This is a genomic window from Mesorhizobium sp. RCAM 06353 (assembly GCF_059683585.1).
Genome location: NZ_CM185031.1, coordinates 208,932 through 230,817, shown reverse-complemented (window position 1 = coordinate 230,817; position 21,886 = coordinate 208,932). Strand labels below are relative to the sequence as shown.

Genomic DNA, 21,886 nt, shown 5'->3' with positions numbered 1-21,886 from the left:
AATGTCGGGACCGCAAGTCGCCATCGACCTTGGCCGCATCGAGCGCAACGCGCGTACCATCGTCGAGCGCTGCGCGCTGTCGGGCATCAAGGTGTTCGGCGTCACCAAGGGCACCTGCGGCATGCCACAAGTGGCGCGCGCCATGCTGCGCGGCGGTGTCGCCGGCATCGCCGAATCGCGTTTCGAAAACATCCGCCGGCTGCGCGACAGCGGCATCAACGCGCCGATCATGCTGCTGCGCAGCCCGCCCATGGCACGCGTCGAGGAGGCGGTGCGCACCGTCGACATCAGCCTGCAATCGGAACTCGCCACCATTCGCGAAATCTCGCGCATCGCCGAGCGCATGGGCCGCGTCCACGACATCATGCTGATGATCGACCTTGGCGATCTGCGCGAAGGCATCTGGCCGAGCGACCTGATCCCCACGGTCGAGCGGATCCTCGAGTTCAAGGGCGTGCGCATTGCCGGCATCGGCACCAATCTCGGCTGCTTCGGCGCCATCATGCCGACGCCGGAGAATCTCGGGCAGCTCGTCGCCCACGCCTACAAGACCGAGCGCCTGTCCGGCAAAAGCCTCGACTGGATTTCGGGCGGCGCCTCGTCGTCGCTGACGCTGCTGCTCGAAGGCAAGCTGCCCGCCGGTATCAACAATCTCAGGGTCGGCGAAGCCATCCTGCAAGGCGGTGTCGAGACCTTTCGCGACGTGCCATGGGCTGAACTCGAACCCGATGCCTGCCGCCTGACCAGCGACATCATCGAGGTCAAGCTCAAGCCGTCGCGGCCGATCGGCGAGTCCGGTTACGACGCTTTCGGCAACCAGCCCGTTTTCCCCGACGAAGGCGACCGGCTGCGTGCCATCGCCAATATCGGCCGCGAGGACGTGCTGGTCGAAGGGCTGACTCCCATCGCAAAAGGGATACGCGTGCTCGGTGCCTCCAGCGACCATCTGCTGCTCGATGTGCAAGACGCCGATCCGCGGCCGACAGTCGGCGACCGCGTCGCCTTCCGAATGAGCTACGGCGCCATGCTGCTGGCGATGACCTCGGAATATGTCGAGAAGGCGCCGATGCACGACGTCGCCGACTTTTCCGGCCGCAAGATGGTGTCGATCACGGCTGAACAGGAAGCCGCCGGCATCCTCGCTCGCGAGGGAACCGGCGCGCGGCTGGAGGCGATGAATTTCGACGTCGTCGAACTCGCCGACATAGAGCGGCCACCCTCCGGGTTGATCCGACTGAGTGTTGGCACCGACCGCCGTATCGCCCACAAGGCGCTGACCGCGACGGCGCGCGCGACCCATTCCTTCGGCCTGATCTGGATCGATTCCATTGCCGCCCTGATGCCCGAGGACGAGGACGGCATTGACCTGCCGGAAGCGTCGGTGCTGGCCCGGACCCTCGGCCTCGATCACAAGCCCGGCGCGCTACAGCCGCAGCTGTCGCCGGAAAATGTCGTCATCGTCGGACTGCGCCATGCCGATCCGGCCGAGGCGCGGGTGCTGAAGGATTCGCGGGTGTCGGCCTTCACCATGACCGACATCGACGCCATGGGCATGCGCGACCTGATGCACGAGGCGATCCGCATCGCCACATCGGGCACGCAAGGCTTTCATGTCAGCTATTCGCCGACGGCCACCGAGTTCGCCGGCTGGGCGGCCGGCTCCGGCGGGCTGACGGTGCGCGAGACGCATCAGGCGATGGAGGCGATCGCGCTCTCCGGCGGGCTGCTGTCGATGGATGTTTCTGGCCTGACCGCGGATCTGGAGCCGCGGATCGGCACCGATACGGTGAACTTCGTCATGTCGGCCTTCGGCAAGCGGATCCTGTGATCAGCCTAACGCTTTGACCGCCGCGCGCCATGCGCTGACGTATTCGGCCCAGGCCGGGTCGGTTGGCGGCTCTGTTCTTTCGCCCTTGCCGTGCGTCGTTACCTGATCCGATGCCAGCAATGCTGCGCCGATGCTGGTGCCGGTGGCGGCCTCCGATGCGACGACGCTGCGTGCGGTTGCTGCCGCCAGCATGCCGACAAACAGCCGGTTGCGGGCAAACGGCCCTTCGACAGTGGTCGGGCCGTCGGCGCCGATCAGATCGAGACAGGTCGCCGTCATCAGCGCCAGATAGAACGAGATGGCGGCAAAACGCCGGCCGTTGTCGATGCCGTCGGCATCGAGCCATGTCGCGGCATGATGCGGGAACGGCCCTGATCCCTGCTGGGTCGACGGCAGCAGCAAGGTCTCGTCTGCCAGGACCGCCAGCACATCGCTGCCGCTGCAATCCTGCGGCTTGTCGGCAGTGAGCAGCGAAAACTCGCGGCCACCCATGAAACGGGCCGACGGTACCGGATCGCCGAGCGCGTTGACATTGACCAGCGTATCGCGCGCCGGATCGAGCGCAATCTCTCTGCCACCGACGGCCATAGACACCACCCAGGTGCCGGTCGAGACGACCGAGAAGGGCGGCGCGTCGGACAGGAGATGCGGCAGCAGTGAGGCGTTGGAATCATGCAGGCCGCAGAACACAGGTGTTTGCGGATCAAGGCCGGTTCGTGCGGCAAGCGCAGGCAGGATCGGGCCAAGGCGATCCCTGGCCGGCCGCACCGGCGCCATCAGGCGGCGCCAATCCAGACGGTCGACCATCGTCGAAAAGTCAGCACTCCACGGGCTCCACAGATCGGTATGGCAGCCGAGCGACGTCACCTCGTTGGCGGCGACCCCAGTGAGGCGCAGCGCCCAGTATTGCGGGTACATCAGCATCGCCGCAGCCCTGGCAAACTCGGCCGGAAAGCCCTTCTGCTGCCAGAAGAACTGCGCGCCGAGATTGAGACCGAGCGGCAGCCGTGGCGTGCCGGTTTCAGCGAAGGGCGGACGGATCGCGTCATACTCCGCCGCCAACCTGTCGGGGCCGTCGAACTCATAGTCGAGGACAGGCAAAACGAGTTCACCCGAAGCGTCGACCAGCGCGCCCGTCGCGCCGTGGGTGGTGATCGAAATGGCGTCGATGCGCTGTTCGCGGTTGAGGCTGGCCAGGCTGTTGAGGATGAACGTCCACAGCGCCTCGACATCGTGATGCGGGTAGGGCGCCCGGCGCAGCGGCGCATTCGCCATGCGGCGCAGCGCCACCTCGCTCAACGTAACGAGGTCGACCAGCGCCACCTTGGCGTTGGTCTTGCCGATGTCGATGACGGCGATATGGCGCAGAGCACTCATGCCATATGGAACACGGTTTCCAGGGGCACGGCCAGCGGCTCGTTGTCCGGTTTCGTTTCCATGATGTCGGCCATGTGGGCCCACCAGCGCTGCATCACCGGATGCTTCGGCAGGTCGGCCATGCCATGGTCGTCGCGCCGCCACAGCACGCCGAACAGGATGTTGGTTTCCTCATCGAGATGGATGGAATAATCCGAAACGCCGGCCTGCTTCAGCAGCGCGACCAGTAATGGCCAGATCTCGTCGTGGCGCTTCCTGTACTCCGCCTTCATGCCGGGCTTCAGCTTCATCTTGAACGCATATTTCTCCGGCATCAGCGTCCCCCGCGCAGCCGCCGCCAGACGATCGGCAGGGCGATGACGATGATCAGCAGCAGGCCGATGAAGATCGACATGACGATGCCGGGCACGTTGAGCAGGCCGAGCCCGAAGGTCACCAGCCCCATGATGAAGGCGGCGAGCACGACACCGACAATACTGCCGGCACCGCCCAGGATGCTGACGCCGCCGAGCACCACCATGGTGATCACCTCGAGCTCGTAGCCCTGAGCGATCGACGGCCTTGTCGAGCCGAGCCGCGAGGTGATCAGCACCGAGGCGATGCCCGACATCAGCCCGGTCAGGCAAAACAGGATGAATTTGATACGGCCAACGCGCACGCCGGAAAACTGCGCAGCTATCGGGTTGTTGCCGATGGCAAAGACGCGGCGACCGAAACTCGTGCGGTGCAACAGGAACCAGTAGACAACAGCCGCGATGAGGAAGAGCACCAGTTCGAACGACACAACCCACCAGACGTAACCCTGGCCGAAGAAGGCGAAGCTTTCCGGATAACCCTTATAGGCCTGGTCGCCGAGAATGATGAAGGCGATACCGCGAAACAGGCTCATCGTGCCGATGGTGACGACGATGGAGGGCAGGCCGAGCCTTGTCACCAGCAGTCCGTTGAAGGCGCCGCAGCCGAGCCCGACGACGATGCCGATCAGCACCAGCACCGGCGTGCCGGCGCCGGCCTGTACCGCCATGCCCATCATCGTCGAGGCCAGCGCGATGATGGCGGCGACCGACAGGTCGATCTCGCCCGAAATGATCAGCAGCGCCATGGCAAAGGCGATCAGGCCCTTCTCGGTGAAGTTGAAGGTCAGGTCCGACAGCGAATAGGGGTCGAGGAAATAGGGCGAGGCGAAGCTGTTGATGGCGAAGATGGCCACGGCCACCACGACCAGCAGCGCTTCCCAGGAAAAGATCGCCGAGCGGAACGGCTTGTCGAGCCGGTCGGGAATGTGGCGCGGGGCAGGGATGTCGGTCATGTCGCCTCCGCCTTTCTCAGGATGATGCGGCCCTGCTGGCGTTCGCCGCGCGCATTGAGCACGACGGCCAGGATGATGGCGCTGCCCGAGATCGCCATCTGCCAGAAGGGCGAGATGTTGATGACCGGCAGTGCGTTGGAGATGATGCCGAGGAACAGCGCGCCGAGCACCGCGCCGCCGACCGAGCCGATGCCGCCGGCGATGGAGATGCCGCCGATGACGCAAGCGGCAATGATGTTGAGCTCATAGCCGTTGGCGACCTCGACCGAGGCGATCACGTAGCGCGAGATCCAGAGGTAACCGGCAAGCCCGCCGATCATGCCGGAGATGCAGAAGACGATGAATTTGGTCCGGCCGACATCGATGCCGGTATAGACCGATGCCGTCGGGTTGACGCCGATGGCATAGATCGAGCGGCCAAGCGCGGTGCGTGTCATCAAGATGAAGAACAACGCGATGACCAGTATGGCGATCCACGACAGCACCGGAATGCCAAGAAACGCCGCGCGCTGAAAGCCGATGAACTCCGGGCTCATCTTGTCGGCATTGACCCAGGCGCCGCCTGACAGAACGAAAGTGGCGCCGCGATAAATAGTCAGTGTGCCCAAAGTCACCACGATCGAGGGGATGTTCAGCCGCCACACCAGCAGGCCGTTGATCGCGCCAAGCACCAGTCCGACGGCCAGTGCGATGACGATCAGCAGCGGGATCGGGATTGCCGGATGCGCGGCGTTCAGCATTGCCACCACCATGCCGGTGAAGCAGAGGTTGGAGGCCATGGACAGGTCGATCGAGCGGGTCAGGATGACAACCATCTGGCCGAGCGCCAGGATCATCAGGATCGAGGTGTCGTTGAACACCTGGCGCAGATTGCTGGGATCGGCGAAACCGGGAAAGCGGGTCGAGATCAGCCCGATCAGCACGATGATGGCCGCAGCCAGCCAGATTTCGCGATGCTTCAGAAGAGCCTTCATGCCGCGATCCCCGCTGCCGTCCGGACCAGCGTCTCGGCGTCCAGCCCCTTGTTGTCGTAGACCGCCGCGACAAGGCCCTCGCGCATGACGACGACGCGGTCGGACATGCCGAGAATCTCCGGCAGTTCCGACGACACCATGATCACCGACAGGCCTTGTGCGACGAGTTCGGCCATGAAGCCGTGCACGGCGGCCTTGGAGCCGATGTCGATGCCTTTGGTCGGTTCGTCCAGGATGATCACCTTGGGTGCGGTTGCCAACCATTTGGCGATGACGATCTTCTGCTGGTTGCCACCCGACAGCGTGCCGACGTCTTGGCTGAGCGACGAGGCCCTGAGGTCAAGCCGCTCGGTGTAGGAGCGGGCGAGCGCAAACTCCTCCGACAGCCGCAGCAGGCCGGATTTCGACGTGCGCTTGAGCGACGGCAGCGAGACGTTCTGGAAGATCGGCAGGCCGATCACCACGCCTTGCTTGCCGCGTTCTTCCGGCACGTAGACGATGCCGGCCTCGATTGAGTCCGCCGCCGATTTCGGCACGATCACCTTGCCGTCCAGCGTGATCTTGCCGCCTGAGGTGCGGGTAATGCCCGATATCGCTTGCATCACTTCGCTGCGCCCGGCACCGACAAGGCCGTAAAAGCCGAGGATTTCGCCCTTGTGCAGCTCGAAGCCGATGTCGTTGAACTCGGTCGGATGCGACAGGCCGGAGACGGACAGCACCGGCGCCCCGATCTCGGTCTTGCGCTGCGGAAAGATGTGGTCGACCGAGCGGCCGACCATCATGCGCACGATCTGGCTCTGGCCGGCATCCTTAATCAGGCCTTCGCCGACCATCTCGCCGTCGCGGAACACCGTGTAGCGGTCGGCGATCCGGTAGATCTCGTCGAACTTGTGGCTGATGAACAGGATCGCCTTGCCCTCGCTCTTGAGGAACTCGATGAGCAGGAACAGCTCCTCGATCTCCTTCATCGAAAGTGCCGCCGTCGGCTCGTCCATGATGACGATCTGCGCGTCGATCGACATGGCACGCGCCACGGCGACCAGATGCTTGTTGGCGATACCGAGGTCCTTCAGCCGCGCGTCGGCGTCGATATGGCCGGCATGCATGGTGTCGAGCACTTCGCGCGAATTCTTGCGCATTGTGCGCCAGTCGATGGTGCCAAAGCGCGAGCGCGGCGCATGGCCGAGAAAGATGTTTTCGGCGACGCTCAGATCGTCGAACAGCACGGTTTCCTGATGGATGGCGGTGACGCCATGGCCGAAGGCGGCATGCGCGCTGTGCAGGGTGACCGCCTGGCCATCGATGCTGATCGTGCCGGCGTCGGGCTGGTAGATGCCGGTCATGATCTTGACCAGCGTCGACTTGCCGGCGCCGTTTTCGCCGATCAGCGCCGTCACCTGGCCGGGATAGAGCGACAGGCTGACATCATGCAGCGCGCGCACGCCGGGAAAGCTCTTGGAGATGCCGGACAGCGTCAGGCGTGGGGCGGGGGTCGGAAGCCCCTCCTTTGCCGCGCCGTGTTGGGCTGTCGTGTCCATATCCGTATCAAGCCCTGAAACAAGGTCCGTTTAAAGTCGCGGCGGGACGTGAGCCCCGCCGCGACAGCTTGAGAGGGTCCGAGATCAATAGATCTTGGAGAACTTCTCGATGTTCGACTTGTCGAACTGGAAGGGCGGAGCCATCGCAGCCGAGTTGCTATCGTCGAGCGTGACCTTGCCGACGCGGCCGATCGACAGCGTCGCACCGGGCTTGGCCTCTTCCTTCTTCACCGCCAGATCATGGGCGAGGTAGACGGCCGAGTAGCCGAGGTCGATCGGGTTCCACAGAGCCACGGCCTGTGAAGCACCGTTGTCGATGAACTTCTTGAACTCGGACGGCAGCGCCAGGCCGGTGACATTGACCTTGCCGATCAGGTTCTCGTCGGTGACGACCTGGGCAGCGGCGACGACGCCGACGGTGGTCGGCGCGATGATCGCCTTGAGGTTCGGATAGGACTTCAGCAGGCCCTTGGCTTCGTCGGTGCTCTTAGCCGAATCGTCATCGCCATAGACGGTGGCGACGAGTTTGATCTTGGGGAACTTCTCAGGCAGTATTTTCTTGGCCGCGTCGATCCAGGCGTTCTGGTTTGTCGCGGTCGAGGAAGCCGACAGGATGGCGACGTCGCCGCCTTCCGGCAGATAGTCGGCGGCGAGCTTGATGATGGTCTCGCCGATCAGGCCGGTGTCGGATGGGTTGAGGTGAAGCTGGCGGCCTTCCTTGGCGACGCCGGAATCCCAGGAGATGACGGTGATGCCGCGCTCCATGGCCTTCTTCAGCACCGGCACCAGCGCGTCGGCGTCATTGGCCGAAATCGCGATGGCGTTGACCTTCTGGGCGATCAGCGAGTTGACCACTTCGATCTGCGCTTCGGCGGTCGCCTTGGTCGGGCCGGTGTAGATGATGTCGACATCGCCGAGTTCCTTGGCCGCCTCTTCGGCGCCCTTGTTGGCGGCGTCGAAGAAGCCGTTGCCGAGCGACTTCACCACCAGCGCGATCTTGACGTTTTCGGCGTAGGCTGCGTTCACGAACATGGCGGCAGAAAACGCCGCTGTAACCATCAATTTCTTCAAGAAGCTCATCGAATATCCTCCCTTGAGCGTTGCATTCCATCGTCGCTGCGGGCGTGAGGGTGTCTCAGGCCTGCAGTGAAGATTCTTCCTTTGCCGACTTGCGGGCGACGATCAGCGTCACGCCTGCGGTCTCCAACATCTTGGCTTCGCGATCCTCGATGCCATCATCGGTGATGACGGTGGCGATGCGTGACAGTCCGCACAGGATCAGGCTGGAGCGCTTGCGGAATTTCGAGGAGTCGACCAACACCACCAGCTCGTCAGCCTGGTCGATCAATTTCTGTTCCGCCTGGATCAAGAGCGGATCGCCTTCCATCAGGCCGAGTGGCCCCAGCCCTTGAGCGCCCATGAACATGCGGCGTGCGTAGAAATTGCGCGTCACGTCATTGTCGAAGGGCGACAGGATGATGTTCTGCTCACGGTAGATCGTACCGCCCGACAACATCACCGTGTTCTTGGAGTGCTTGAGCAAATGCTCGGCGATCGGGAACGAATTGGTGAAGATCGGCATGCGGCGGCCGGTCAGGAAATGCACCATCTGGAAGGTGGTGGTGCCGCCATTGATGATGATCGGTTCGCCATCGCCGCACAATTCGACAGCCTCGCGGGCAATCGCCCGCTTCTGCGAAGCATTGATCGTTTCGTTGACGGAAAACGGCCGGCCGGCCAGGCCGATGAACTGCGGTGGCGAGATCGCCTCGGCGCCGCCGCGCACCCGGCGCAGGCGCTTTTGCACGTGGAGGGCCGCGATATCGCGCCGGATCGTCGCCTCGGACGACTCCGTCAGGTCGACCATCTCCTGCACCGTCACCACAGGTTTTTCCTGGACGGCGGACAGAATGATCCTGTGGCGCTCTTTTTCGTGCATGGTTCCTCCCTGCCTGGCCATCTAGGCACTCAAAACGAGCAGTGTCAATCATTTCCGATCATATAATTTCATTGTGCAGTGCAATATGATCGATCTTGATCGTTTATGATTGACAATCGGCCTGCGTGCGTAGACATTCCCGGCAAAATGGACTGCCGTTTTTTGCGTCCCAGGGAGGATACCTATGCTCGACAAGCGCTCCGGCTCGCGCCTTGCCAATCTGTGGGATGATGCGAAATCCAAGGGAATGACCGATCCCGAGCTTCTGGTCTATCGCTCGAACACGCTCGGTTCCGACAAGCGCGTCACCAACTACGGCGGCGGCAACACTTCGTCCAAGATCTGGCAGAAAGACCCGCTCACCGGCGAGAACGCCGAGGTGCTTTGGGTCAAGGGCTCGGGCGGCGACAGCGCCTCGATCAAGCTTGACGGTTTCGCCACGCTCTACATGGACAAATTGCGCGCGCTGAAAGGTCTCTATCGCGGCGTTGAGCACGAGGACGAGATGGTCGGCTTCCTGCCGCACTGCACGTTCAATTTGAACCCCCGCGCGGCCTCGATCGACACGCCGCTGCACGCCTATGTGCCGAAGCCGTTTGTCGACCACATGCATCCCGATGCCATCATCGCGATTGCCGCGGCGAAAGATTCCAGGGCGCTGACCAAGGAGATCTTCGGCGATGCCATCGGCTGGCTGCCGTGGAAGCGGCCGGGCTTCGAACTTGGCCTGTGGCTGGAGAAGTTCTGTCTCGAACATCCCGCCGCCAAGGGCGTCATCCTGGAAAGCCACGGTCTGTTCACCTGGGGCGACACGCCCAAGGAATGCTACGAGACGACGATCTCGGTCATCAACCAGGCGATCGAGTGGTTCGAGCGCCGCTCCGAGGGCCTCGCTATTTTCGGTGGCGAAGTGGTCAAGTCGCTCGACGCCGCTGAGCGCCGCGCCATCGCGGCGAAACTGATGCCGAAAATCCGCGGCCTGATCTCGGAAAAGAGCCACAAGCTCGGCCATTTCGACGATTCCGCCGCCGTGCTCGAATTCGTCAACTCCAGGGATTTGCGCCCGCTGGCGGCACTCGGCACCTCCTGCCCCGACCATTTCCTGCGCACCAAGATTCGGCCTCTGGTCATAGAATTCGATCCGGCCAAGCCCGATGTCGATGCGGTGATTGCGCGCCTTGCCGATGATGTTGCGGCCTACCGTGTCGGCTACCAGGCCTATTACGACAGCTGCAAGCATCCGGACTCGCCGGCCATCCGCGATCCCAACGCTGTCGTCTACCTGATGCCCGGCGTCGGCATGTTCACCTTTGCCGGCGACAAGGCGACGGCGCGCATCTCGGGCGAGTTCTACGTCAACGCCATCAATGTCATGCGCGGCGCCTCGACCGTCTCGTCATATGTCGGCCTGCCCGCGCAGGAGGCCTTTAACATCGAATACTGGCTGCTCGAGGATTTGAAGCTGCAGCGCATGCCGAAGCCGAAGTCGCTCGCTGGCCAGATCGCCCTGGTCACCGGCGGCGCCGGCGGCATCGGCCGCGCGACCGCCAACCGCCTGCTGCGCGAAGGCGCCTGCGTGGTGCTCGCCGACATCGACGAGGCGGCGCTCGCCAGCGCCAATGAAGAACTGGCCAAGGCCTATGGCAAGGATTTCGTCCGGCCGGTGGTCATCAACGTCACCTCCGAGGATCAGGTGGTTTCCGGCTTTGCCGAGACGGCGGTCGAGTTCGGCGGCATCGACATTTTGGTGTCGAATGCCGGTCTCGCCTCCTCGGCGCCGATCGAGGAGACGTCGCTGGCACTGTGGAACAAGAACATGGACATCCTGTCCACCGGCTATTTCCTGGTCTCGCGGGAAGCGTTCCGGCTGTTTCGGGTGCAGATGATCGGTGGCAACGTCGTCTTCGTTGCTTCCAAGAACGGCCTTGCCGCATCGCCCAACGCCGCCGCCTACTGTACCGCCAAGGCTGCCGAGATCCATCTCGCCCGCTGCCTGGCGCTGGAGGGCGCGGAGGCACAGATCCGGGTCAACGTCGTCAATCCGGACGCGGTGCTGCGCGGCTCGAAAATCTGGACCGGCGAGTGGAAAGAACAGCGCGCCGCCGCCTACAAGATGTCCACGGACGATCTCGAAGAACACTACCGCTCGCGCTCGATGCTGAAGCGCTCGGTCTTTCCGGAAGACATCGCCGAGGCGATCTATTTCTTCGCTTCCGACATGTCGGCCAAGTCGACCGGCAACATCATCAACGTCGACGCCGGCAACGCGCAGAGCTTTACGCGCTAGGCCTTTCTTCCTTCTCCCCGTTCACGGGGAGAAGGTGGCCCGAAGGGCCGGATGAGGGGCAGCGCTGACGCAACGCATTTGGGAGGAATAGCAGTTTGTCCGAAACCATCATCTCCGCCGATCTCGTCGCCAGTCACAACACCGCCCGCAAGGCCAACCTCGAGCGCGACTACGCCTCGCTCGGCGAACGCCTCGACCGTCGCGGCATCGCAATCGACGCCATCCGCGACAAGGTCGAGAAATTCGCCGTGGCGATCCCGTCCTGGGGCGTCGGCACCGGTGGCACCCGCTTTGCCCGTTTTCCCGGCGCCGGCGAGCCGCGCGACATCTTCGACAAGATCGAGGATTGCGCCGTCATCAGCCAATTAACGCAGGCGACACCAACCGTTTCGCTGCACATCCCTTGGGACAAGGCCGACCCGAACCGGCTGAAGCAGGCCGCTTCGCGCTTCGGTCTCGGCTTCGACGCCATGAACTCCAACACCTTCTCGGATGCCAGGGACCAGAAACTCTCCTACAAATTCGGCTCGCTGTCGCATGCCGATGCCGGCACCCGCCGGCAAGCGGTCGAGCACAATCTCGAATGCATCGAGATCGGCAAGACACTTGGCTCCAAGGCGCTGACGGTGTGGATCGGCGACGGCTCGAATTTTCCCGGCCAGGTCAATTTCGGCAAGGCGTTCGAGCGTTATCTCGACGCGATGAAGGAGGTCTATGTCGGACTGCCGGCGGACTGGAAGCTGTTCACCGAGCACAAGATGTACGAGCCGGCCTTCTATTCCACCGTCGTGCAGGATTGGGGCACCAACTACCTCATCGCCAAGGAGCTGGGCGAGAAGGCGTTCTGCCTTGTCGACCTCGGCCACCACGCGCCCAACGTCAACATCGAGATGATTGTCTCGCGGCTGATCCAGTTCAAAAAACTCGGCGGCTTCCACTTCAACGATTCGAAATATGGCGACGATGATCTCGACGCCGGCTCGATCGACCCCTACCGGCTGTTCCTCGTCTTCAACGAACTGGTCGATGCCGAACTGTCCGGCGCTGAGGGTTTCGATCCCGCCCACATGCTCGACCAGAGCCACAACGTCACCGATCCGATCGAAAGCCTGATGCTGTCGGCGGTCGAGGTGCAGCGGGCCTATGCGCAGGCGCTGCTGGTTGACCGCAAGGCGCTGGGAGGCTTTCAGGACGGCAATGACGCGCTGATGGCGACGCAGACGCTGAAGGTGGCTTACCGCACCGATGTCGAGCCGATCCTGGCCATGGCGCGGCTGAACACTGGCGGCGCCATCGATCCCGTAGCCGCCTACCGGGCAGCGGGCTACCGCGCCAAGGTCGCGGCCGAACGCCCGGCTGTCGCCGGCGGCTCGGGCGGAATTGTCTAAGGCCTGACATCTGAATTGATCCGGCTGGCCACCCTTGATGGTGGACTTGGCCACTGCAACGGGCTCTTCTGGGCGTCCCGCCAGGAGAACCCGCAATGCATCTCACCCGTCGGACATTGATCGCCGCCAGTCTTTCCTTCGCTTTTGCGCTCGCTTCGCTGCCACCGACGTTCGCCGCGTCACCCGCACCGGCCAAGGGCGAACACGGCATGGTGGTGACGGCCCAGCATCTGGCGTCGGAAGTCGGCGTCGAGGTGTTGAAGAAGGGCGGCAATGCCGTCGATGCGGCTGTGGCCGTCGGCTATGCTCTGGCTGTGGTCTACCCCAATGCCGGCAACATCGGCGGCGGCGGCTTCATGACCATCCGTTTCGCCGATGGCAAATCGACCTTCCTCGATTTCCGCGAGCGCGCGCCGCAGGCGGCGACCAAGACCATGTATCTCGACAAGGACGGCAACCCGGTGAAGGGCGCCAGCCTCGACGGCTATCTCGCCGTTGGCGTGCCGGGTTCGGTGGCCGGTTTTGAGATGGCGCGCGAAAAATACGGCACACTGTCCAGGCAGGATCTGATGGCGCCGGCGATCACCTATGCCAAGGATGGCTTCGTCCTCAATCAAGGCGATGCCGCTTCTTTTGCCGGCAGCGCGGGTCGGCTGGCGAAAGACCCTGCGGCGGCGGCAGCCTTCTTGAAACCGGACGGCAAGCCCTACGGCATCGGCGAGCGGCTCACCCAGCCTGACCTTGCCGCCTCGCTCTCGGCCATCTCGGAAGAAGGCCCCGATGCCTTCTACAAAGGCGCCATCGCCGACGCCATCGTCAAGGCGAGCGGCGCCAAGGGCGGCATCCTGGCCAAGCCGGATTTCGAGCAATATGCGGTGCGCGAGCTGAAACCCGTGACTTGCACCTATCGCGGCTACGAGATCACTTCCTCGCCACCGCCGAGTTCCGGCGGCGTCATCATCTGCGAAATCCTCAATGTGCTGGAAGGCTATCCGCTGTCCTATCTCGGCGCAGGGTCGGCCGAGACGGTGCATGTCATGGTCGAGGCCATGCGCCATGCCTATGTCGACCGCAATTCGGCGCTGGGCGACCCTGATTTCGTCGACAATCCGGTCTCGAAGCTGCTGGACAAGGGCTACGCTAAGGACATCCGCGACAAGATCGATCCGTTCCGGGCCGGCGTCTCGCAGGACCTCATGCCGAAGGGCTTTGGCGAGTCGAAGGAGACGACGCACTATTCGATCATCGACAAGGACGGCAACGCGGTCGCGGTCACCTACACGCTGAATGGCTCCTTCGGCGCCGGCGTGGTTGCCGACGGCACCGGCATCCTGCTCAACAACGAGATGGACGATTTCACCCAGAAGCCCGGCGTTCCCAACCTCTACGGTCTGGTCCAGGGCGAGGCCAACGCCATCCAGCCGAAGAAGACGCCGCTCTCATCGATGAGCCCGACCATCGTCGCCAGGGACGGCAAGCCGTTCATGGTCATCGGCAGTCCGGGCGGCTCGCGCATCATCACCATCACTCTGGAAGCGATCGTCAATGTCATCGACCATGGCATGAATATCCAGGAAGCGATCGACGCGCCGCGCATCCACCACCAATGGCTGCCCGACACGGTCTACGTCGAGCCGTTCGGCCTGTCGCCGGACACCGAAAGACTGCTGGCCGGCATGGGTTATCATCTTGATCTGAGTAACCAGACCTGGGGCCAGGCTGCGGGCATCCTCGTCGGCGGCAAGAGCCTGGCGGAAATCGAGAAGGGCGGCGGCGCGCGCTACAATGGTGCCATCGACAGCCGAGCGGCATCGGGCGAAGCACTCGGATATTGATATCGGTTGGGCTCTCGGAGAGGTTCTGGTTCGCGGCCCGGCAAGGACCGTCAGGTCACCAGCGTGACGGTCGATGCGATCAGCATCAGGGCGGCGATGCCGACGAACAGCGCGTAGATGCGCGGCCGGTCGAGCAGGAGCGCGTTTCCGGAAATCCAGGCCGAGGTGGCGCCGCCAAGTGCGAAGAGGAACCCGTTGCGATGGCCGAAGGTCATCGATGCGGCCATCAGGCCGCCAATGATCAGGGCGCCGAACACGATGATCACGGCGACAGCGTATTTCTCGAAATCATTGTTGCCGATCCCCGGCCCGATCGCGTTCAGATTGGGCAGGTCGTCCGGATCGAAGGGGTTCGCCGACCCGTATTCGTCTTGACCGATGGATTCTCGCATCACTCGTTCTCCGCTGACCGGCAACAAACCATCAACACTTGCCGAGTGCAACCCGATCGCACATCCCTCTATGTGTTGACGGTCATCTTCAACACGTTCCGGCCGCACTTGTCACCGCTTTTTCGGGCGCCTGGCTCGGATGCAACACGCGTCCGCACTCGGATGGCACGCCGCCATATCATTCCATATGGACCGAGTTCGCGGGGAAAAGATGATGCCGCCGATCAATTCGGCGTCGGCATGCACTGCGCGACTGCGGCGGGGAGTCGCAGCGCCCGACATGCGACCGCTAGATTGTTCACTCCTGGTGGCATCTTTAATGTTGACTATGAAAGTCATGTTTCATAGTCAACCGGCATAGGCCGCTCGAGGCCAGAGTTCCAGACAGGCACGCCAAATTTGGAAAAAGACCAGGAAACCCGGCCAGGCAGGATAGCCAATCGCGCGCGTGGCTTGATAACCCGGCGCGGCGCGTTCGCGCTGTTTGGATTGCCCTTGGCCGCACTCATGCCACGGGCGGCCGAGGCAAAGCCGCCGCTGCGTATCGTCTGCCTGGATGACGGGCTGGCGGAGACCTTGCTCACGCTCGGCGTTACGCCAATCGCCGTCGCCGACCGCGAAATCTGGGAGAAGTGGGTAGTCGAGCCGCCACTGCCGCCGCAGGTTGCCGATATCGGCACAATCCTGGAGCCAAATCTCGAATTCCTGCAGCAGCTTCGCCCCGACATCATCCTCTCCACTCCCTATCTCGACGGCATCAAGTCGCTGCTCGAACGCGTGGCGCCGGTAACGACGATCGGCATCTACACGCCGGATGGCCAGCCTTATCGGCGCGCGATCGTGGCGACCCGGCAACTGGCAGCTCTTGTCGGCAAGGAAAGCGAAGGAGAAGCACTGATCGCGGCGACGGAGGTTTATTTCTCTGATGTCAGGCAGCAGCTGGAACCGCTTTCGGCGCGGCCGATCTACGTCGTCAACTTCCTCGATCCGCGCAATGTGCGCATCTATGGCGAAAAGAGCCTGTTTCAGGCAGTGTTCGACCGCATAGGCATCCGCAACGCCTGGACTGGTGAGACAAATTACTGGGGATTTGCAACCGTCGGCATCGACGGCCTGGCGACCTCGAGCGATGCGCGCCTTGCCTATCTCGAACCCCTGCCCGAAGGGGCGGCCGGCACGCTGACCGAAAGCCCGGTCTGGAACGCCATGCCTTTCGTGCGCAACCGCTCGATCATGCGCCTTGCCCCAGCGCTGATGTTCGGCGCGCTGCCTTCGGCGAGCCGCTTTGCCCGGCTGCTGGCCGCGGCGCTGACGGCGGAGCACGCCGGTGGCTGAGCAGCAAGCAATCTTGTCCGGCGACGCCGGCCTCGTCTCCGGTCGTGCGTCGTCGTCTCACATATCAGACAGATATCCCCTGGGAGCGATTCTGCTTTGCGTCGTGCTTCTTGGCGCCGCAGCCGCAGCGACCCTCTCTAACCTCGTCGTGCAGTTGCCGCCGGCGCTCTGGCTCGATGCGCTCGCCAGCCCCGATATCGACGACATGCGGCAGGTGCTCGTCCATTACGCCTTCCTGCCCAGGCTCGCCGTCAGCCTTCTCTGCGGCGCGGCCCTCGGTTTGGCCGGGACTGTGCTGCAACAGGTCCTGCGCAACCCGCTCGCCTCGCCCGAAACCGTCGGCGTCTCGGCCGGCGCCCATCTGGCGCTGGCGCTAGCGACGCTTCTTGCGCCGTCGCTGCTTGCCTTCGGCCGCGAATGGGTGGCCCTTGCCGGTGCCTTCACGGCTCTCGCCGCGGTCTTCGCGCTGTCCTGGCACAAGGGCCTGTCGCCGCTCTCGGTGGTGCTCGCCGGGCTCGTCGTCAGCCTCTATGCCGGCGCCATTGGTGCCGCCCTGGTGGTGCTGCGGCATGAATGGCTGGCCAGCCTGTTCATCTGGGGCGCCGGGTCGCTCGGCCAGCAGGACTGGTCGACGACGCTGTGGCTTTTGCCGCGCCTGGGTGCCGCCGCGTTGCTGATCGGCCTGATGGTGCGGCCGCTGACCTTGCTTGGCCTCGACGATGAAGGCGCGCGCAGCCTGGGCGTCCCGCTCGGCGCCTATCGCTTTGCCGGACTGGCGGCGGCGGTCGCGCTGATCGCCTTCGTCGTCGCCGCCGTTGGTGTCATCGGCTTCGTCGGCCTTGCCGCCGCGACGCTCGCCCGCATCGGCGGCGCCCGCCGGCTCGGCCAGCAACTGGTGATGGCGCCGCTCATCGGCGGCGGCTTGCTGTGGGCCGCCGATCAGGGCGTGCAGATCGCGACCGGACCGCATGGCGATCTGCTGCCGACCGGCGCGATGACAGCGCTTCTCGGCGCGCCGCTGTTGCTCTGGCTGCTGCCGCGCCTCGCGCTCGGCCTGGAAACGCCGGCACTCGGGTCGCAGAACCTGTCGCGCGCCCGTCATACCGGCCTCTTGCTTGCGGCGATCGGCGGCCTGCTGCTTCTGCTGCTTGGACTGGCCTTGCTTTACGCGCCGGGGCCACATGGCTGGACATTCGCGTCCGGCGATCAGCTGCAGCCTTTGTTGTCCTGGCGGCTGCCCAGAGTGTGTGCCGCGCTGGCCGCCGGCGCCATGCTGGCGCTGGCGGGCCTGATGATGCAGCGTCTCACCGGCAATCCGATGGCCAGCCCTGAAGTGCTCGGCATCAGCGCCGGCGCCGCGCTCGGCATGATGGTGGCGCTGTTTTCGCTGTCAGATGCCGGCCGTCCGGAGCAGACCGCCGCCGCCACCATCGGTGCCTTCGCCGCTTTGCTGGTGACGCTGGCGATCGGCCGCCGCGCCGCCTATGCTCCGGAGCGGTTGCTGCTGGCGGGCGTCGCTTTGACGGCTTTGTTCGACGCGCTGATCCTGGTGCTCACCGCCACCGGCGAACCGCGAGCCATGCTTTTGCTCAACTGGCTCACCGGCTCCACCTATGGCGTCGACGCGGGTTCGGCGTTTTTCACCTCGTCCATCGCCTTTTGCCTGTTTCTGCTTGCCCCGCTCTTCATGCGCTGGCTGGACATGCTGCCGCTCGGATCCGCTGCGGTGCAAAGCCTTGGCGTCAACCTGCGGGCAACGCGGCTTCTGGTGCTGTTGATGGTCGCAGCACTCACCGCCGCCTCCACGCTTGTGGTCGGGCCGCTGACCTTCATCGGCCTGATGGCGCCGCACCTTGCCCGCCGCCTCGGCCTGTCGCGCGCGCAGCCGCAAGCCGTCGGCGCGGTGCTCGTAGGCGCGCTGATCATGGTCTGCGCCGACTGGATCGGCCGCACCGCCATCTTCCCGCGCCAGATCCCGGCCGGCCTCGTCGCCACGCTGATCGGCGGCCCGGTGCTGATGTGGCTCTTGCGCCGCCGCTAAATTTTGTTTCCCGGAGAGTGCCATGACCGCCCCACCGAAGGCGTCGCCCGCCTTGATCGCCGACACCACCGTCCACGATCTTGGTCCCCGAGCAATTTCAGGAAAAGTGGCTAGCGGTTTTTCGTCCGGAATTGCGTCAGAGCAGAGAGCGGGCGGGGACCCCTGGCGGGTCTTCATCCATGTGCCTTCCGGGCCGGAGCCCGAGGCCGGCTGGCCGGTGCTCTACTTGACCGACGGCAACGCCGTCATCGGCACGGCGGTCGACGCTATGCGCGCCCAGGCCTTCTATCCCCTGGGCACCAATGTCGGCTGGGGCGTCATCGTCGCCATCGGCTATCCCGTCGTGGGCGCCTATGACCCGCTGCGCCGTTCATGGGACCTCGGCCCGCCGCCGGGCAAGACCTATCCGCCCTTCTACGAGGGCACATCGGAAGTCAGGACCGGCGGGGCAGGGGATTTTCTGGCCTTCATCGAGGAAGAACTGAAGCCCTGGGTCGCCAGCCGGACCGGGATCGATGAGAAGCGCCAGGCGCTTTACGGCCATTCCTTCGGCGGCCTGTTCGCACTCTACGCCTTGTTCACCCGCCCGCTCTCGTTCCGCACCTTCATCGCCGCCAGCCCCGCCATCTATTGGGAAGATCGCACCATCGATAGCTTCCTCGAAGCTTTCGAAGCTTCTGTCCCCGATGGCCTCAAGGCCGATGTGATCCTGTCGGCAGGCGAGTACGAGACCGTGAAGCTGGCACCGTTCCAGATCGGAGCGGAGGACGAGGAAAAACGCCTGCAGCAGAAGAAGCTGACGCGCACCGACGAATTCGCGCGGGCGATGGCCGGGCGCCTTGATGCTCTGCCTGGGGTGCGCGCGAGCTTTGAGCTGCATGCCGGCGAAAACCACATGTCGATCCTGCCGGTGACGGTCAACCGCGCGGTGCAGGCGGCGTTCGCGGTGAAGGCCCCCTAGGCGCCCGCAGCCCTGACCCTTGAAATCATGCCTTCCTGTTTTTCGGCCATGTCCGCGTCCATCGCGCCAAAGCGAAGGGCGCAGCGAAATACTCCTTCCGGAGCGACGCAAACCAGGCGGCCTCTTTCCTTGGCCGCAAGATAGCCATCGGGTTCGGCGGTCGCGGGCAGCACGAGGCCGAGCGCATCCTGGTCGGCGCCGCGCGTGATCCAGCGAACGGCATAGTTGAGCTCGGATGGACGAAAGCTGACGAAATCCGCTGTGCGATCCGGATGGACCTGCAAGGCGTGCGCCCAGCCTTCGGCGTCCGCCTTGGCTTTCATTGTCAGTACGAGTTCGGGGTCGATTGGCTCGTTCTTGGTCAGCGTGCGATGGCGCCGGGGATCGGCGACAATGGCGTCGCGATAGGCAAGGTAGCTTTCGCTCGGCGTGAAAAAGGGTGGCAGCACCTGGCGCACGACGATGTCCGCGTAATCATCGACCACGCTGTCGATCAGACGGCCGTCATCCGCCGGTCTGAAATTGATGTGCGCCAGATACATCAAATTCATAGGCGAGCGTTTCAGGTTGGTGATGGCGATGTCGACGGCAACGCCGGTGGCGTCGCGCTGCAGCCGCACGGTCGGTTGCGTCACATAGTCGTGGCTGAAGGCGACAGTTTGGCGGCAGCGCCCGGTCAGCGCCATGAACGGCCCGTCGGTATTGTCCCCGATGATCAGCTGGACATCCCCATAGGGTGCATTGGGCAAGTCGCCATGCAGCGGATGATGGTCGTCCGGACCCGGGTTCCCCATTGCCGTGGCGCCGCAGTGGATGAAGAAGGCGCCATAGTTGGACAGATAGTCCCGGGTCGCAACCGGCTCGTCGAACATCGAACGCATGGTCAGCGAGCGATTGAGGAACGTTGCGTCCCAAATCTGCTGCCCTTGGAACGGCAGCATGACGATTTCGCCCTTCGCATTGCTGATGCGAAGACCGGCAACGCCGGATCGGTAGCGAAAGGCGGTGGCGACAAGCCCGCGATATCGCGCCACGGTGGTGTCCAGCGGACCAAACTGCTCGGGCACGAGGTCGACGAAGACATGATGGGAATCGTCATAATGCATTGTTTCGACCTTCATCTGCAGCAAGCGCACATGCCGATAGTCGCAGGAAGCGTCTGGAAATCAACGGCTGTGACCTCAGATGCTCCGCCAAGCCGGCTGACGTTCTCGACAGGGCGGACCGGCGGTTTGGAGATCGCGCCGGACAGCTTCTTCGAATGTTGGGGGGCTGGCCCAAGCTTGGCGAATTCCACCGGACAATGGTCCTAAATGTCAGGATGTACCCGTCAAAGTCGGTAGACTTCTCCGAGTTCGCCAGCTAGCTAGATCGATATCAAAAGAGGGCAGACTCGGGGTCATCCAAAGTGAAAATCAGATACGTCGCCGGCATAAGCTGGCCACGCAGTGGACATCACCTGATGCATCGGCTTGCCCTGAGCTATTTCGGCAACGATTTCAATTACTGCCTGTTTTACCCCACTGATAACCCCGATTGTTGCCGCACCTTCCCGTGCATCCGGCCGGGGGTCAAATTCTCGAAGAACCACGATTTCGATCTATCGGGGCGGATCCTGCCGGATGTTCCTTATCTGGTCCAGCATCGGTCGTTCATGCCTGGAACCGTCTCGGACTTTGAACTGTATCTCCTCGACGGCGGGCAGGACACGAAGGAAAGCTTTAAGGAATTCGCACTCATCAGAACTGATGGATGGGCTGCCTTCATGGCAAAGTGGGTGGATAGCCGGATTAAATTCGAGCGTCTGTTGGTGGGGTACGAGGATTTCGTCTCCGACCCGCAAGGGACCATGAGACGCGTCATCCCGTTCTTTGCACCAGGTGAGAAACCTGATGAAGAGCGCCTGGCGCGCATTGTGAAGAACGAAACTCACGTCGCCGTCACCAAGCAAGGCGGTGAGGAGTGGACCGCCAATGCCGGTGTCAAGGCGTTCCGAAAAGTCGAGGCCTTTCGGTTCTATGACGCTGGATTGTTCCGGGAATTGGAGTCCATCGCGCAGGAGAAGCGCCGCGGGATTGCCAGAGAAGCCGCACCACGCCCTTCGAGTGGCCGCTTCAGGCTGCCGCTGATGAAAGCCATCTTCGGGCGGTAGATCAACAGGCCTCGCGCCATCATTCCTGTGAAGGAGGGGCGCTCAATCGACGATAAGGGACGCCATCGAAGCTTGCCGTCACAAAATCCGTGACGGACATCTTGCGCTTGCGTCCGTCGCTGCAGGCGTAAACCGGCCAACCGGCATCGCTGCATTCGCTGGCGGCGCAGATTCGCGCCAGGCAGTTACCGATAGTCAGCCGGAAGCCGCCCTTGCCGGCGAAACCTTGCAACAAGCTGCCGTCCGCCGAGCGCCATGTCCGCGCACGGAATTCCGCCCGCAAAAGAGATGGTTCGAGAGGGACCGCAAGATTGGTTTCGCCGGGACGCCCTGTAAGCTGCAGACGGAAGCGCGCCATTGCGGTCGTGTACGCGGTCACAAGATCCGATTCGCGAAAATATGCGATCGGTAGGTTGGAGCGGTCAAGCAGATGAGACATGCGCTCGCTTGCCTCAACCGGCGTCAGCAAGCCAACAAGGGTAAGAAAGGCGAAGCAAGCTCGCGACATTTCCAGCAGCCATATTGATCTC

Annotated in this window: 18 protein-coding genes; 8 read left to right on the top strand and 10 right to left on the bottom strand. The window is 63.4% G+C overall.

Annotation, left to right across the window (positions count from 1 at the left end):
* The first annotated feature begins 1 nt into the window (after nucleotide 1).
* The gene (locus AC56QX_RS00995; protein ID WP_497113315.1) at nucleotides 2-1,828 is read left to right on the top strand and encodes an alanine racemase; all 1,827 of its coding nucleotides are present in this window, start codon (nucleotides 2-4) and stop codon (nucleotides 1,826-1,828) included.
* On the opposite strand, the gene AC56QX_RS00990 is transcribed toward AC56QX_RS00995, so the two are convergent.
* The 7 genes from AC56QX_RS00990 to AC56QX_RS00960 all read right to left on the bottom strand — a co-directional run bounded on the left by AC56QX_RS00990 (nucleotide 1,829) and on the right by AC56QX_RS00960 (nucleotide 8,965).
* A complete protein-coding gene (locus AC56QX_RS00990) occupies nucleotides 1,829-3,205 on the bottom strand; it encodes an FGGY-family carbohydrate kinase (RefSeq protein ID WP_497113314.1) in 1,377 nt (458 codons plus the stop codon).
* Nucleotides 3,202-3,519 carry an L-rhamnose mutarotase gene (gene rhaM / locus AC56QX_RS00985; RefSeq protein WP_497113313.1) on the bottom strand — a complete coding sequence of 106 codons (318 nt, stop codon included), beginning with the start codon at nucleotides 3,517-3,519 and terminating at the stop codon, nucleotides 3,202-3,204. The genes AC56QX_RS00990 and rhaM overlap by 4 nt, the downstream gene beginning before the upstream one ends.
* Nucleotides 3,519-4,514, bottom strand: coding sequence for an ABC transporter permease (locus tag AC56QX_RS00980; protein WP_497113312.1), 996 nt, complete (start codon nucleotides 4,512-4,514; stop codon nucleotides 3,519-3,521). The genes rhaM and AC56QX_RS00980 overlap by 1 nt, the downstream gene beginning before the upstream one ends.
* Nucleotides 4,511-5,488: an ABC transporter permease gene (locus AC56QX_RS00975; protein WP_497113311.1), complete on the bottom strand. Its 978-nt coding sequence runs from the start codon at nucleotides 5,486-5,488 to the stop codon at nucleotides 4,511-4,513. Before AC56QX_RS00975 ends, AC56QX_RS00980 begins: the two co-directional genes overlap by 4 nt.
* On the bottom strand, nucleotides 5,485-7,026 hold the full coding sequence (locus tag AC56QX_RS00970; RefSeq protein ID WP_497113310.1) for a sugar ABC transporter ATP-binding protein: 1,542 nt from the start codon (nucleotides 7,024-7,026) through the stop codon (nucleotides 5,485-5,487). The genes AC56QX_RS00975 and AC56QX_RS00970 overlap by 4 nt, the downstream gene beginning before the upstream one ends.
* 84 nt (nucleotides 7,027-7,110) lie before the next feature.
* Nucleotides 7,111-8,106, bottom strand: a complete 996-nt coding sequence (gene rhaS / locus AC56QX_RS00965) for a rhamnose ABC transporter substrate-binding protein (protein WP_027043425.1) — start codon at nucleotides 8,104-8,106, stop codon at nucleotides 7,111-7,113.
* A gap of 55 nt (nucleotides 8,107-8,161) precedes the next feature.
* Complete coding sequence (locus AC56QX_RS00960) at nucleotides 8,162-8,965, bottom strand: DeoR/GlpR family DNA-binding transcription regulator (RefSeq protein WP_013897232.1); 804 nt, start codon at nucleotides 8,963-8,965, stop codon at nucleotides 8,162-8,164.
* 184 nt (nucleotides 8,966-9,149) lie between these two features.
* Between AC56QX_RS00960 and AC56QX_RS00955 the strand changes: the two genes are divergently transcribed.
* From AC56QX_RS00955 to ggt, 3 genes are all read left to right on the top strand, one after another.
* A complete protein-coding gene (locus AC56QX_RS00955; protein WP_497113309.1) occupies nucleotides 9,150-11,252 on the top strand; it encodes a bifunctional rhamnulose-1-phosphate aldolase/short-chain dehydrogenase in 2,103 nt (700 codons plus the stop codon).
* Between the two features lie 95 nt (nucleotides 11,253-11,347).
* On the top strand, nucleotides 11,348-12,640 hold the full coding sequence (rhaI, locus tag AC56QX_RS00950; protein WP_497113308.1) for an L-rhamnose catabolism isomerase: 1,293 nt from the start codon (nucleotides 11,348-11,350) through the stop codon (nucleotides 12,638-12,640).
* Between the two features lie 95 nt (nucleotides 12,641-12,735).
* Nucleotides 12,736-14,475: a gamma-glutamyltransferase gene (ggt, locus tag AC56QX_RS00945; RefSeq protein WP_497113306.1), complete on the top strand. Its 1,740-nt coding sequence runs from the start codon at nucleotides 12,736-12,738 to the stop codon at nucleotides 14,473-14,475.
* A 50-nt stretch (nucleotides 14,476-14,525) separates the two neighbouring features.
* Here ggt and AC56QX_RS00940 read toward each other — a convergent pair whose 3' ends face one another.
* Entirely contained in the window at nucleotides 14,526-14,867 is a 342-nt protein-coding gene (locus AC56QX_RS00940) for a hypothetical protein (RefSeq protein WP_475453453.1), read from the bottom strand.
* Nucleotides 14,868-15,323: 456 nt separating this feature from the next.
* On the opposite strand from AC56QX_RS00940, the gene AC56QX_RS00935 reads away from it, so the two are divergent.
* Genes AC56QX_RS00935 through AC56QX_RS00925 form a run of 3 tightly spaced genes read left to right on the top strand, consistent with a single transcriptional unit; the run spans nucleotide 15,324 to nucleotide 19,204 of the window.
* Nucleotides 15,324-16,202 carry an ABC transporter substrate-binding protein gene (locus AC56QX_RS00935; RefSeq protein WP_497118057.1) on the top strand — a complete coding sequence of 293 codons (879 nt, stop codon included), beginning with the start codon at nucleotides 15,324-15,326 and terminating at the stop codon, nucleotides 16,200-16,202.
* Nucleotides 16,195-18,243, top strand: coding sequence for a Fe(3+)-hydroxamate ABC transporter permease FhuB (gene fhuB, locus AC56QX_RS00930; protein WP_497113305.1), 2,049 nt, complete (start codon nucleotides 16,195-16,197; stop codon nucleotides 18,241-18,243). The genes AC56QX_RS00935 and fhuB overlap by 8 nt, the downstream gene beginning before the upstream one ends.
* A 22-nt stretch (nucleotides 18,244-18,265) precedes the next feature.
* Nucleotides 18,266-19,204: an alpha/beta hydrolase gene (locus AC56QX_RS00925; RefSeq protein ID WP_497113304.1), complete on the top strand. Its 939-nt coding sequence runs from the start codon at nucleotides 18,266-18,268 to the stop codon at nucleotides 19,202-19,204.
* Here the strand turns inward: AC56QX_RS00925 and AC56QX_RS00920 are convergent.
* Nucleotides 19,201-20,310, bottom strand: a complete 1,110-nt coding sequence (locus tag AC56QX_RS00920) for a DUF4432 family protein (protein WP_497113303.1) — start codon at nucleotides 20,308-20,310, stop codon at nucleotides 19,201-19,203. The two genes, AC56QX_RS00925 and AC56QX_RS00920, sit on opposite strands and share 4 nt — an antisense overlap.
* A gap of 356 nt (nucleotides 20,311-20,666) precedes the next feature.
* Between AC56QX_RS00920 and AC56QX_RS00915 the strand changes: the two genes are divergently transcribed.
* Entirely contained in the window at nucleotides 20,667-21,356 is a 690-nt protein-coding gene (locus AC56QX_RS00915) for a sulfotransferase family protein (RefSeq protein WP_497113302.1), read from the top strand.
* Nucleotides 21,357-21,375: 19 nt separating this feature from the next.
* On the opposite strand, the gene AC56QX_RS00910 is transcribed toward AC56QX_RS00915, so the two are convergent.
* Nucleotides 21,376-21,795 (bottom strand): hypothetical protein, encoded by a 420-nt coding sequence (locus AC56QX_RS00910; protein WP_497113301.1) that lies wholly within the window; start codon nucleotides 21,793-21,795, stop codon nucleotides 21,376-21,378.
* Between the last annotated feature and the right edge of the window lie 91 nt (nucleotides 21,796-21,886).